This window comes from Candidatus Omnitrophota bacterium (assembly GCA_016209275.1).
In the GTDB taxonomy this organism is placed as follows: Bacteria; Omnitrophota; Gorgyraeia; order Aquiviventales; family Aquiviventaceae; genus JACQWM01.
In genome coordinates this window covers 1-13,678 of sequence record JACQWM010000008.1, presented here as the reverse complement: position 1 = coordinate 13,678, position 13,678 = coordinate 1, and the positions used below count along the sequence as shown (strand labels likewise).

At 59.6% G+C, this 13,678-nt stretch carries 11 protein-coding genes; 7 read left to right on the top strand and 4 right to left on the bottom strand.

Annotated features, from left to right (window positions below; genetic code table 11):
• Nucleotides 1-192 precede the first annotated feature (192 nt).
• Entirely contained in the window at nucleotides 193-927 is a 735-nt protein-coding gene (locus HY737_01775; protein MBI4597119.1) for a hypothetical protein, read from the top strand.
• Between the two features lie 10 nt (nucleotides 928-937).
• Nucleotides 938-1,840 carry a hypothetical protein gene (locus tag HY737_01770; protein ID MBI4597118.1) on the top strand — a complete coding sequence of 301 codons (903 nt, stop codon included), beginning with the start codon at nucleotides 938-940 and terminating at the stop codon, nucleotides 1,838-1,840.
• Here the strand turns inward: HY737_01770 and HY737_01765 are convergent.
• From HY737_01765 to HY737_01750, 4 genes are all read right to left on the bottom strand, one after another.
• Nucleotides 1,816-2,142, bottom strand: coding sequence for a helix-turn-helix transcriptional regulator (locus HY737_01765; protein ID MBI4597117.1), 327 nt, complete (start codon nucleotides 2,140-2,142; stop codon nucleotides 1,816-1,818). The two genes, HY737_01770 and HY737_01765, sit on opposite strands and share 25 nt — an antisense overlap.
• 16 nt (nucleotides 2,143-2,158) lie before the next feature.
• Entirely contained in the window at nucleotides 2,159-2,506 is a 348-nt protein-coding gene (locus HY737_01760) for a type II toxin-antitoxin system RelE/ParE family toxin (protein MBI4597116.1), read from the bottom strand.
• A 145-nt stretch (nucleotides 2,507-2,651) separates the two neighbouring features.
• Nucleotides 2,652-3,431 carry a hypothetical protein gene (locus HY737_01755; GenBank protein MBI4597115.1) on the bottom strand — a complete coding sequence of 260 codons (780 nt, stop codon included), beginning with the start codon at nucleotides 3,429-3,431 and terminating at the stop codon, nucleotides 2,652-2,654.
• 13 nt (nucleotides 3,432-3,444) lie between these two features.
• Entirely contained in the window at nucleotides 3,445-4,245 is an 801-nt protein-coding gene (locus HY737_01750; GenBank protein MBI4597114.1) for a porin family protein, read from the bottom strand.
• A 190-nt stretch (nucleotides 4,246-4,435) separates the two neighbouring features.
• Here HY737_01750 and HY737_01745 point away from each other — a divergent pair, with 190 nt between their 5' ends.
• The 5 genes from HY737_01745 (at nucleotide 4,436) to HY737_01725 (ending at nucleotide 13,449) form a co-directional block, all read left to right on the top strand.
• On the top strand, nucleotides 4,436-10,720 hold the full coding sequence (locus HY737_01745; GenBank protein MBI4597113.1) for a glycohydrolase toxin TNT-related protein: 6,285 nt from the start codon (nucleotides 4,436-4,438) through the stop codon (nucleotides 10,718-10,720).
• 316 nt (nucleotides 10,721-11,036) lie between these two features.
• A complete protein-coding gene (locus HY737_01740; GenBank protein MBI4597112.1) occupies nucleotides 11,037-11,630 on the top strand; it encodes a transposase in 594 nt (197 codons plus the stop codon).
• A 79-nt stretch (nucleotides 11,631-11,709) separates the two neighbouring features.
• Nucleotides 11,710-11,898 (top strand): helix-turn-helix domain-containing protein, encoded by a 189-nt coding sequence (locus tag HY737_01735; GenBank protein MBI4597111.1) that lies wholly within the window; start codon nucleotides 11,710-11,712, stop codon nucleotides 11,896-11,898.
• 2 nt (nucleotides 11,899-11,900) lie between these two features.
• Nucleotides 11,901-12,587 (top strand): Fic family protein, encoded by a 687-nt coding sequence (locus HY737_01730; protein ID MBI4597110.1) that lies wholly within the window; start codon nucleotides 11,901-11,903, stop codon nucleotides 12,585-12,587.
• A gap of 274 nt (nucleotides 12,588-12,861) precedes the next feature.
• On the top strand, nucleotides 12,862-13,449 hold the full coding sequence (locus HY737_01725) for a phospholipase D family protein (GenBank protein ID MBI4597109.1): 588 nt from the start codon (nucleotides 12,862-12,864) through the stop codon (nucleotides 13,447-13,449).
• The last annotated feature ends 229 nt before the right edge of the window (nucleotides 13,450-13,678 follow it).

Sequence of the window (13,678 nt, the reverse complement as noted above, 5' to 3'; positions counted from 1 at the left end):
TCGCCGGCGCCCTCGCCAATTCCCGTCAGAAGCAACCACCAACCAGCTAGTCAGCAAGACCGGAACGTTCGTCACCCGATGTTGCCTTTTCAATTCGTGATTGATAAATATGAAAATTATTATTGACAACCAGTCAATCAGATTGGTATAAGAAAGTATCCCCCGTTCCAACAACCAGGAGGGTTCCACAGGATGGTTTTATTCAACGGTGTGAAGAATTGCATGGTTCGATACGGTGGACTTCTCTTCGTATTACTCTCCGTTGGTTGTGCCCATCAGCTCGAAGTCAAGAACATGGGTCTCTACAAGCCCCAGTTTGTGAATTCACAGGGAGGGCATCTGAAGCTGGGGATTTCCGCCGCTCCCTCTACTCCTGAGGAAGAGCGATTGGTGATGGCAGTGGCAAATTCACTCAAGCGTGATGGGTTTAACGTGATCTACCCGTTCTATCCAAATGAAGCAAACGACAAAGTCCTTGATTATCACTTGAAGCTCACCACCGGTAGCCAATATAAAGGCAGTGGGTGGAACTTTCTCATCAATTGGCCGGGTTTTCTTGTCTGGGCCCCGGCATGGCATGGCTATAACTACCGAGTCATCTACTCCTTTGATGCTGATATTACCGACCTCAAAACCCACCAGTCGCTCCCTCGAATTTCTAGTCCTGTAGATTTGGATATTCGGCATGCCGATATGGGCCGGACCTGGACGGAAATCAGTTGGCTCGAATGGAGCGCCATCGCCTTCGTCGGTGGCATTATCTTTACCCGCTACGACCACGATATTACTCCGGATGTTGTCAACGCGACGGAATCCAAGATTGGTGATTATGTCGCAAGCAAAATTGCTGCCGCGTTGGTGTCGTCTGAGCAGAAAGTGTCTTACCGATGGCCGTTCCTGGCCGGACAGTCCTTGCGCCCTAGCTGAGTGCGCAGTGATGAGTCGGCGGCGGATTATCGTCGCGTGCGTTGTGGCAGGGTTCAGCGCTGGCTGCGCCTTCACGCCGCCGTATGTGGGGCAAGGACCGCACCTGCAAGTCCGGCGCGGCCATGCGATTCCTTTCCTGGATGTTCCCGCCGAAATCTTGGCGTTGCCCGGCAAGCTTATCCTCTGGAATGGGGCGTTTTGCAATCACCGGATCTCTCAGGCGACCGAAGCCAAGCTGATCAGCTATTTAAACGCCAAGACCCTCCCAGCATTCGAGCAGACTACGTATCGGCTGAATGAGTACGCTCCCTTCCAGGATTTGGGGGCGCTCATGCGGAACAAGCAGGTGGCGTGGCCGTATCGTTTGTTGCTTGGACTGCCGATTACCGTGGTTTACGACATCGTGCTTACCGGCCGGTTGTTTCCGTGGGGAGATTATTACAACCCCTACACCAACGTCGTCCACCTGTATTCGGATGATGCCGCCGTCGCGTTGCATGAAGCGGGGCACGCCTATGATTTTGCCGATTACCCGCTGAAAGGCACCTATGCCTTGCTCAGAATCCTACCGTTTCTCGATCTGTACCAGGAATGGATGGCCTCGGAGAATGCCGTGGCCTATTTGGTTGAACAGCAAGATCGGGAAGGCGAATTCCATGCGTATCGCACCTTGTGGCCTGCCTATGGGACGTATGGAGGAGCGTATCTGCCTCTACCGCTCGGCTCAATAGCCGGTGCCGGCGTCGGGCATATTGCCGGACGCTTCAAGGTCAAGGAGAGAAGGGAATATTACAAGCGGATGGATGCCGTGCTGGGAGCGCCAGAGGAAGGCCTACGACGGCTTCAATCCAGTCAGCAGCCTGCTACGAAGTCATCGAATGGGGCTACTCAATTGCTCGAGGAGTGGGAGTGAGCTTCGCGGTGAAGCGGCACGGCTGATACCCGCACGTGATAGCCGAGGATTGAGAGGACCTTCTGCAGGGTCGCCAGGTTGTCAAACTCGCCGTTTTCGAGCTTTGAGACCTGCTGCTGGGTGACGCCCAACCGTCGTGCCAGGGTGGTTTGGGACAGTTTCTGGCGGACGCGTTCATTGATGATGACGTTCGCCACCTTCAGCTTCTCTTCATCCAATTCCTGGAGCTCACGAAATGAAGGATGTCGCCGCTTCTCCTGGAGATGTTCCTCAACCGATTTCAGCCTGCGGGATGTTGCCATGGCGCTCTCTCCCGTTTCATCCGCTGTCCCCGAAATACGCATCCCTCCGCTGCCTGGCAATCGCCAGCTCTTGAGCCGGCAGTTTCTGGGTTTTCTTCTTCATGGCATGCACCAAGATAATCCGCTTACCTTCAAAGAAGTAGAACACTCGCATGTGACCCGCCGGGGTTTCAAAGCGCAGCTCGTAGAGGCGGTCCCCAAGCCTTTTGGCATGTGGTTGCGGCAAGCGGGGGCCGAACTCTTCCAACAAGCTGCGCTTGAAGAAAAACTTCCGTTGTGTCGCTGGGTCCAGCTCATTGATAAACTCCTCAACCGGCGATCGCCTGCCTTCAGTCTGGAAATAGTACGCGGTGTACTCAGCCACCTACCCTCTCTCCACTGGTAAGGATACAACTTTTTAGTTGTATCGTCAAGTGCCGCCTCCTACCATCTTCGCTCCAGCTAGGCAAAAACCGAAACCGCAAAACCGTACCGGTTCTCTTTTTTTTCGCGCTGTTGAATCGTCATCTTCATGGTGTTCCTCCCGTTCTCTGCTGGTCATGCCACGAGGCGTTGCGTATTTCCGTCGCCACCTGGCCGGCGGCGAGCGCAAACGACTCCAGCGCCGCTTCGGCCATCGAGTCGCGTTCCGTGGGCAGCGTCTCGTCGGTTTCAATTCGGTGGCGCCAGACCAGCTCTCCCTGGCCGGCGTCATACAGCGAGCAGACCATGACGGTTCGGCCCCAGGGCAGGCCCTTGCCTTCCTGCCATCCGAACATGCTCAGGAAATAGAGCGGCAGCAGAAACATCGAAAATTCCTGGTGCTGGCTGCCGAAGAAGTGCTGGAGGTCCGTCGTCAGGAGATAGTCCGCTCCGGCCGACCGCCCAAGCTGCTGGATCTGCGCTTGAGCTGGTGACGCCGTAGATTCCGTGGCGGGGTAGTAGTTCACGTCGGTAAACGCATTGGCGGCGCGCAGGTAGGCAGCCAGTTCTTGCGCCAGTTGAGCGCGCACGTTGCCGCCAAAGACATGGTCCCCGGTGTAGTAATCTCCGACCCGCCGGTTCCACAGCAGCAAAAACGTGGCGGGCGCGCGCTGTCCGGCGCGCTCGTTGGCGGGGCGGTGGTCCTCAAACGGCAGCACGGCCACGCGGTAGGGCAGCGGATCCTGATAATAGGCGGCGCGGGCTTCAATCGGCCACTGCGTGATCGCCAAGTGCGGTGTCTTGATCGCGCAGCCGGCCAGCGCCAGGCTGAGTAGCAGGACTCCGCCTAGGCGCCGTGGAGTGGCCGCTCGCCTCAGCAGTTTCATGCGCTCGCTCTGATTAAAACCGCGCGGTGATTCGCCCGCCTAATTCGTACGTATCGTTGGCCGGCTCGAAGCCGACGCCGATGACGGTCCCGGACAGCGTAAGAGGCGCGGCATTCGACTCCTCGATGTCCCAATAGCGCCAGAAGGCCTCGAACACCCAGTCAATCCGTTGGCCTGTCTTCTCCACGGCAAGGGATGTGCGGGTCCCGTATCCGCCCTCCTGGGTATTTTCAAGATCGTTCAAGGTGGAGACGGCGTCGCTGAGGTGGCTGATTTGCTTGCCGCTCCAGAAGAGATCGTATTCGCCTGAGACGCTGACGCTCCACCCACGCTGACCGGTCCAGCGCATCGCCAGCCCGAACGGGGAGTAATAGTAATTGGACTCGCGCTCATATCCTGCCGCGCCGGTCGTGCTGGTCCGTCCGCTCGTGTCGTCGTTGAGGTATCGGTAGCCGAACCCGCCGAAGGGTGTTAGTAGGACGCGGTCGTTTAGGGTCCAATCCCAGCCAGCCGTACCGCGTGTTTCGATGACAAAGTCGTCAATGTCGTCAATGCTGCCGCTCCCAGGCGAGGTGTAGTCTACACTCCCGTAGGCGAACCGGCCCTCCAATCCCAGCATAAGCGTGTTGTGATAGTGGTAATCCGCTGTTACGCCGTAGAAGACCCCGTCTTCCTCCATCACGCCGGGCTCCTCATAGTTGAAATAATAGACCTCCGGCCCAAGGTCGAAACTGTGCACGTCCGGTTGTTGCGCCATGGCCGGTCCGGCGGCCATCAGGCTGCAACAGAACCCCAGGATGACAACACGTTTCATTCACGCTCCTTCGGTTGTGCCGTTCCCGCTTCCGCGCCGCTAGCGCCCGTTGCTACGACGTTAAATCATGTTTTCTCATCTGTCAATATTATTTTTCATATAGTGAAAAATTATCTTGACAGCATCTTGGGCTGGGTGGTAGGGCTAGACGGAACGACCTGTGGACCCTTCTGCCCATATGGAGACCCTGATGCTGCGAGCTGCTTCGCCCGTTTCTCGACGAGCGTTGGCTGGACTGACGGCGGCGGCCGTCGTGGCCGGCCAGTTGGTGTTCCCGCCCCGCGCCGACGCGTCGCACCTGGGGTCGGCCACCGCCTCCGCCGGCAGCGCGCCCCCGCCGCAGATGAGCATCATCCAGAACTTCCAACCGGATCTCTTTACCGGCCGGGCAACCACGTCGGTCCCGATCGCCCTTCCGCCGGGGCGCAAAGGGCTGCAACCCAGCCTGGCGCTGGCCTACGCCTCCTCCAGCCGCAACGGATGGCTGGGTGTGGGGTGGAGCCTGGATGCCGGGTACATCGAGCGCAGCACCAAGAACGGCGTGCCCAAGTACGATGGTTCCGACGTCTTCTCCTTCGTGTTCCAGGGGGTGGCCTCCGACCTGGTGCAGATCCCCGACGGCACCTACCGGGCCAAGGATGAGGGGCTGTTCTTGCGCGTGGAGTCCAAGGGCACGAGCGGCTGGGAAGCGCGTGACAAATCCGGTACCCGCTACCTCTTCGGCCAAACCGCCGCGTCACAGATCGTCTCAACGGGGAAAGCCTTCCGGTGGGCGCTGGACAAGGTAAGTGATGTGCACGGGAATACGGTGACGTATAGCTATGCCACCGATCAAGGCCAGCTCTACCTCTCACAGATCCGCTACACGGGCCATGAGCCCACCGGCCTGGCCCCGTCCAACCAGGTGGATTTCACCCTGGAGGCCCGGCCGGATGCGGAGCTGAGCTACCGCAGCGGGTTTCCCATCACCACGGCCAAGCGCCTGAAGACCATCGAGGCCAAGGCGACGGTCAGCGGCGCTGTATCGCTGGCGCGCCGGTATCAACTCGCCTACACGGCCAGTGCCCGCACCGGCCGTTCGCTCCTGACGGGTTTTGTGCAGTTCGGCACCGATGGGACGACGAGCCTTCCTGCGACCGCGTTCACCTATGCCTCCACCACCGCGCCGGCATACCCCGTCACGACCGCCTCGGCCAACTTAAAATTTCTGCTCACCGGCGACGTGGACGGCAACGGCACCGCCGAATTCCTCAATTTCGACCCGGCGGCCGGGTCGTGGACCGTCTCCTGCGCCCAAAGCTGCCCAGGCCTGACGACCGGCGCGTGGCTCAGCGGCTTTGGCACGAGCCAGCACACCCCGCTGCTAGGCGACTGGAACGGCGACGGCAAAACCGACATCGCGGTCTTCAAGCTGGGCGCGTGGCAATTCGCCGTCTCCACCGGGACTAGCTTCCAAACCGGCACCCCGCCGGCGATTACCTTCGGCAGCGGCATGCCCTTTGAAGGGGACACCCCCTTCACCGGGGATTTCAACGGCGACGGTAAAACCGACATCGGCACGTATAAAGCCGGGCAATGGTCCATCGCCTTGGCTACGCCCACGGGGTTCGTCGCGCGCGACACCTTCATGCTCACCCTGGGCACGACCAACCACGAGCCGCTGGTCGGCGACTTCAATGGCGACGGCTTCACCGACATTGCGTTGTCGGACAATCAAGCCGGCCACGTGCAGGTGGCGTTTTCCAACGGCACGAGCTTCGTGCCGCAGACGACGAGCCTGGTGGGGTTCGGCCCGGGCCAGCCGCACACCTCCGCCGATCTGAGCGAGGACGACCGCTCGGACGTGCTCTACTACGACCGCGCCGCCGGCCGCATCCGACTCGCCGTCTCCACCGGGGCCGGCTTCACCGACCAAGGCACGCTCGCCCCCGTGTTTACGCAGACCTCCACCAGCGACGTGCTGCAGATCGGCGATTTCAACGGCGACGGGCTGATGGACTTCGCCGTCTTCAACACCACCAGCGGCAGCACCCAGTTGGCGCTCTCGCAGGGCGTGGCCTTGGATCTGCTGACGAATGTGGCCAACGGCCTCGGCGGCACGACCACCCTGGCGTATCAGCCCTCAACGCAGCTCTCGAACACCCGGCTGCCGTTTATCACGCAGGTGGTCAACGAGGTCACGATCGGCGACGGCCTGGGCCACACCTATCGCACGACCTACCAGTACGATGGCGGCGTGTATGACGCCCCCACCAAGGAATTCCGCGGATTTGCCGCCGCCACCGTCGTAGACGCGGAAAATAACACCACCCGCACGACGTTCCTGCAAGACGAGCACGAGAAAGGCCGGCCTGCCCAAAGCGAGTTCCGCGACGCCACCGGCACCCTGTGGACCAAGAGCCTCACGACCTGGTCATGCTCGGAAATGTATCCCGGCGTCCATTTCACCCGGCTGGATCAGACCGACAGCTTCACCTATGACGGTGATGCCACCTTCCGCCAGACCCGAAGCCGCTTCACCTATGACGCCTACGGCAACGTGACGCAGACCATTGAGGATGGGGACGTGGGTGTGACGGGGGATGAGCGCACCTCAACGAGCGCGTTCACTCTGAATCCCACCGCGTGGATCCTGAACCGCCCGGCCGTGGTCCAAACGCTGGATGCCGCCGGCGTCGTCATCGCGCAGCGCCGGTTCTATTACGACGGCGCGTCATCAACGGCGGCGCTGCCCACGCTCGGCGACCTCACCAGGGAAGAGGAGTGGCTCAACGCGCCCACGGAGCAATGGCTCGCCACGAGCCTGGCCTATGACGCCTACGGCAATGTCGCCGGCGTGACCGACGCGCTGGGCCGCACGACGGCCAACACCTATGATGCCGGCGGCACGTATCTCACGCGCATTCAAAACGCCCTTGGCCACTCGCGGCAGCTGGCCTACGACGCGCGCCTGGGGCAGGTCACCAGCTCCACCGACCAGAACAACCAGACCACCACCACCGAGTACGACGCCTTGGGCCGGGTCACGAACGTCATCGGCCCGCTCGATACCGCCGCGCTGCCGACGATGAGCTATGCGTACGATCTCTCCACCGTGCCGTCCAAGACCAGCGTCAGCACCCGCATCCAGTCCGGCCAGCCGGCGATGCTCACCGTTCACGCGTTTGCCGATGGCCTCGGCCGCACCATCCAGACCCGCGCTCCGGCGGAAGATCCGGCCAAGCAAGTCGTCACCGGGGCCGTCGAGCTCAACAGCCGCGGATTGGCCGTCAAGCAGTGGGTCTCGTATCTCTCGACCGCCTCAACCGCGTATGTGCCGATCGCTTCTGAGTCGTCGTTTTCCACCCTGGCGTTTGTTTCCTCCACCTATGACCCGCTGGGCCGCACCCTCACCGTCACCGAGCCGGACGGTTCGGTGTCCAGCACCAGCTACAGTGATTGGACCGTCACCGCCACGGATGCGCTCGGCCATCAGACCCGCCGCGCCTCCGACGCCTACGGCCGCCTGGTCACCGTCGAGGAGCTCAACCCGCCCAACACCTACACCACCCGCTACCAGTACGACGCCGCCAACCGCCTCACGCGGGTGACGGACCATGCCGGCAATGCCACCGTCATGGCCTATGACTCCCTCGGCCGCAAGCTCTCGATGGATGATCCGGATATGGGCCACTGGACTTACGGCTACGACGCCGTGGACAACCTCACCAACCAAACCGACGCCAGAGGAGTGGTCATCAACTTTGCCTACGACGCCCTCAACCGCCTCACCCAGAAGTCCTACACTATCCCTTCACCCTCGACCCTTGACCCTTCACCCCCCGTCACCTACGCCTACGACGACGCACAGCAGTCCTTCGCCACGGGCAAACTCACCAGCGTGGCCGACGGCTCCGGCTCCTCCCGCTTCATCTATGACCAGCTCGGCCGCCTGATCACCGAAACCAAAATCCTCGACGGCACCACCTACACCATCCAGCGCGCCTATGATCTCCCCGGCCGCTTAACAACGCTCACCTATCCGGACGGCGACACCGCCGCCTACACCTACAACGCCCAGGGCGGTATCGAAACCGTCATGCTGCACACAGCAGACAGCACACAGCAGACAGAAGTGATTCAGGACATTCAGTACAACGCTGCGGGGCAGGTCACAAAGATCCATTACGGCAACGGCACCGTCAGCGATTACACATACAATCCCCAGACGCTTCGTTTGTCTTCACTGGTCACTCGCCACTCGTCACTCGGCACTACCCTGCAGGATTTCTCGTACACGTTTGACGCCCTCGGCAACGTCACCGCCATCACCGACCGAGCCCACACCGGCACCCAGTCGTTCCAATACGACGCCCTCAACCGCCTCACCCGCGCCGTCGGCGCCTACGGCGTCTTGAATTACGCCTATGACCCGCTCGGCAACATGACCTCCAAAGAAGGCATGGGCATGACCTATGGCCTGCAGGGCGGAGCCAAGCCCCATGCCATCACCTCCACCTCCAATGGTTTAGCGCTGACCTACGACGCCAACGGCAACTTGCTCGTCAAAGATTTTACCCAGTCACCCAGTCACTCATTCACTCAGTCACTGTTCTCCTACGATGCCGACAACCGCCTCATCGAGGTCCAGACCGCACCGGAAGAGACGGCAACCCTCACCTTCCAGCCTGGCTGGAACTTCGTATCGCTCCCAGTGCTGCCCGACGATGCGCATATCAGCGCCGTCTTGCCGAACTTCTCCGCCGATTTCGAGCAGGTAGCCTGGTTCGACGCCGCCGTCGAGACACCGGACAACCAGCGCTTCCAGCATTTCGTCAACGACCCCGTCTTCAACGATTTCGACACCTTCGAATACGGCCAAGGCTACCAGGTCTACTGCAAGAACCCGCAAGGCGTCACCATCACCCTGCGCGGCAAACTCCCCATGCAGCCAACCAGCACCACGCTCCTCCCCGGCTGGCACCTTGTACCAGCACACAGCACACAGCCGACAGCACTCAGCACGATCTTCAGTTCGATTGACGCCGCGCAGATCCTAAAGTACGATGCGGCGCTCAGCTCTCTGACCCCCGCGACCGAAATTCAGCCCGGGGCAGCATACTTCGTCCAAGTCGCCACCGCGTCCACCTGGACCCCGCCCCTCCCCCGCGACCCCACCACCCGCTTCGTCTACGACGGCGACGGCGGCCGCGTCAAGCAAGTGACGGCCTCTGGCACCACCCGTTTCCTCGGAGAAAGCCTGGAGATCGCTCCAGATGGGCTACAGACCAAATACGTCTTTACCGGCAGCCAGCGCATCGCCGCCAAAGATTCCACCGGCACGCTGCGCTTCTACCACAGCGACCACCTCGGCAGCAGCAACCTCATAACCGATGGAGCAGGCCAGGTCGTCGAGCTAGCCGAGCACACCCCCTACGGCGCCCTCCACCGCCGCGAAGGCTCCGCCAACGTCCCCCAAAAATTCACCGGCCAACGCGCCGACGCTAGCACCGGCCTTTACTTCTACCACGCCCGCTACTACGATCCCACGCTGGGCCGCTTCACCCAACCTGACACGTTTGTGCAAGACCCCTCCGACCCTCAAACGCTGAATCGCTACGCCTACGTCCGCAACAACCCGATCAATTTTGTGGACCCGAGTGGACATTTCTTTTGGTTCATCGCCGCGGTTATTCACGCCATTGTAGAGTATGCCATTGCGCACGCCGCCCAACTCATTATCACAGCAGCCGCAGCGGTTGTCTCCGCCACCATCAGTGCCAATCAACGGGAGGAGAAATCCTCTCCCACTACTTCGCAGGCGTTCGTTTCCTCCTCTCGCTCAGCAGGGAAGTCGCCCGGGCAGACATGGAGCAACGTTGCCACCAATCCGGCGGTAGCTCAGGGTGCCAGCTTCATCGCTGGGTTTGTGCCCATCGCGGGGGAACTACAAGATGGCGTTGCCACCTTTGTAGGGGTGGACGTGTTTACGGGAGAACGGCTTCCCTTAGGATGGCGTCTCGCCAGTGGTGCCGCGCTCTTCATTCCATTCGTAGGCGCAGTACAGATTCGGCAGGGTGTACGTGCGCTTAACGAATTGGTTCCCAATGGGGCAAAATATATTTATGATGCAACTGTCAGGAGGTACCGGCACGTTACAAGTGGCCGATTTGTTGCAGGACGAAATCTGCCGTTTCCTGCGAACGAGGGTTTCAGAATTCGAAATCGAGGTACTTTAAAGCCAGGACAAATGATTGACAGATATGGATCGCCCCATGGTGGTTTCGCTAGTGATGTGGGTGCCTCTATTTCTTCTCGCGGATTGCCTCCTGGGTCGGAAGCATTGGAGTATCATAGGTATCGGGTAATGCACCCGCTTAATGTAGAGATGGGACCAGCTGCAGCAGTGCCAGAATTTGCCGCAACGGGAGGAGCTAAACAGTATCTCTTTGACCGACCAATTTCTGAGCTCGTAGACGAAGGCTATTTGAGGTAGCGATGAACCGTGCGGGTTACCAGGTGCTCATGACTGGCTTACGAGATACCCATGATGCGCCAAGAGATAGGGATATTTTTTACAGATGTCGGCTCTGCGATACCCTAATTCCCTCAGTACCTAAAGAGGTTGTTTGGTGTAAATGCAGGAATATTCTTATTGATATTGATTACTTTCGTCTAGCCGTAAAGGACAAGACGCAGTTTGAAGCTGTTCGAAAGTTGCCTCGAACGAAAAACTAGGAAAATAGGAAAACCGGAGGCGTCCCGGGAAAACCGGAGGCGTCCCGAATGGTAACGCCTAACCCCGTCCCCTGATGCCGCGGCTGCCGCGGGTCTTGGTGGATGGAGGCTGCTATCACGTGATCGCGCGCGGGAATAACCGCCAGTTCCTGTTCACCACAGACGAGGCCTTCTGGTACTTCTTGGATCTGTTGGCACGTGCGAAAGCACGCTATCCCGCCCGGCTGTACCACTACTGCCTCATGTCCAATCACCTCCACCTTCTCCTGGAAATTGAGCGGGGGGTGGCCTTGCCGAAGTTCATGCAGTTCATCCTCCAAGGGTATGGGCGGTGGTACCAAGCCCGGGTGGGCCACTCCGGCCATGTCTGGCAAGGCCGGTATAAGAGCCCCGTGGTGGCCCAGGAGAGCTATTATCTCGAAGCCGGTCGGTACATCGAACGCAATCCGCTGCGCGCCAAGCTGGTGACCAACCTGAGCGACTACTCCTGGTCCAGCTATCGCTACTATGCCGAGGGACTCGCCAATCCCCTCGTTGAGGACGATCCCTATTACAGCCAACTCGGACCAGATCCGCACCGCCGCCAAGCGGCGTACCGCGACTTCGTGCGGCTCGAATCCCCCTATGCGCCCCTACTCGATGCTGAGCTGGTCGAACGGCCTTTTTAGGCGGTACTATTTCGGACGCCTCCGTTTTTCTTGACAGCAAACACGCGCAAATCTACTATAGAGTCCGAAGGCCACCTCTATGAAAGACAAGCTCCTCACCATCCAGGAAGTCGCTGACTACCTCCGTCTCAACCGCTTCACGGTCTACCGCCTGGCGGAGCGCGGCAATCTCCCCGGCTTCAAAGTCACCGACCAGTGGCGGTTTAAGGTAGCGGAGGTCGAGCGCTGGCTTGAGGAACGCAAAAATCATAAGCAGTCAAGAAGATAACCATGGCATCCATGCGGTTTAAACGTACCGGGCGGTATGACGTTTCTGGGTTAGTCGAAGCGCAATTCGAACCGGGTTCCCATGGCCGCGTGCTCAGGAATGTGTTGGGAATTACACGCCAGTCAGAAATGGATACGCTGGAAGCGCAGCTCCTGGAGGAGGCGACCGACGCTCTCGTGAGAACGCATGATCGGCACCACCGGTTTACGGCTGCTGATCTCTGCCAAATGCACCGGGTATGGTTGGGACGTGTCTACGTCTGGGCAGGACACTACCGGAGCGTCAACCTCAGTAAGGGAGAGTTTCCTTTCGCGCCGGCGGAACGGATACCGAACTTGATGCGGCAATTTGAGCAGAAGCTGTTAGGGCGATACACGCCCTGCAGGTTCCGGACTCAAGCTCGGGTGGTCAAGGCGCTCGCTGTGGTCCACGTCGAATTAGTGTTGATCCACCCATTTCGGGACGGCAACGGTCGCGTGGCGCGGATCCTCGCGACGTTGATGGCGCTCCAGGCGGGACTGCCACTGTTGGATTTCAGTTCTGTCCAGGGGAGAACGCGCCAGGCGTATTTTTCGGCTGTGAAGGCGGGGTTAGATGAGAACTACCGACCGATGGAGCAGATCTTCAGTGAGATCGTTCGGAAGACGCGTGCGATTGGCCGGACTTCAAAACCCTCGACTTCTCGTTGAGGGCTTTGGCGATGGAAGGGGAAATTCGGCCGATCTCGATTGCGGCTGAACTGCCGACGTTGAGGATCAGTGCTTTTACATACTGTTCAGGATCGCGGAGGTAGGGGTTAGTATCGAACAAAGATTTGATCTTCATGGTGTTCCCTAGTATACCACAGACTCTACGCGTACGCTGAAACGAACTCAGTAGGGTGCCTGTTTTCATAGACGGCACCAGTTCTTGCCTTCAGTGCGTGTCCGCGCTGCCCCCTACTCGGAGTCCAAAAGACCGTTAATGAGCCTCGACGTGCGACGTCACACCATCCGACGATACCCCTTGAGGGCTTCAGCCGCTTGTGCCCTGGGGTTGCTCCTAAGTCTGACTGGATGCCAGGCCGCCAGGCACGTGGGTCACTCGGGGACTGACGCCCAGCCGCCGTCATGGAACATCTGCTTCTCTCCCCGGGGTGGATGTACGCAGCTCGTCGTTGACACCATCGCCTCAGCGAACTCCCAGGTGCTGGTGCAAGCCCACTCCTTTACCTCCGAACCCATCGCGCAGGCCCTGGTCGCAGCACGCCAACGCGGGGTCCGGGTGGAGGCCATACTAGATAAAAGCCAGCGGAGCGAAGACGACTCACGCGCCGCACTCTTGGCGCGCGCCGGCATCCCCGTGTCCATTGACGCAGCACATGCCATCGCCCACAATAAAGTCATGGTCATGGACGAGGACACCGTCGTGACCGGCTCCTTTAACTTCACGAACAGCGCCGAGGAGCGCAACGCCGAGAACCTGCTGGTGATCAAGGACAAGGCGCTGGCGTCAGCGTACCGTGAGAATTGGCGGAAGCATAGGGCGCATTCCCAACCGTTCGTACCATAGACCGAGTCTGCTCGTCTCCCTTAAGCCATCCCGATTCGCCGGGTCCCCCTAAGAACGCCTTTTGGTGTTTCCGAGAAAGTTATCCACAGCGAAGTCTCCCGCCCTTTCTTTAAATACCTTTCTTTCTTTATTTAAAAGGGGTGACATGCCTGTCATGCGCAGGGGTGACATCGTTGTCCGCTAAAGGTGACAGAGCGGTCCGATCACCCTGACAATTCGGCGCACATGA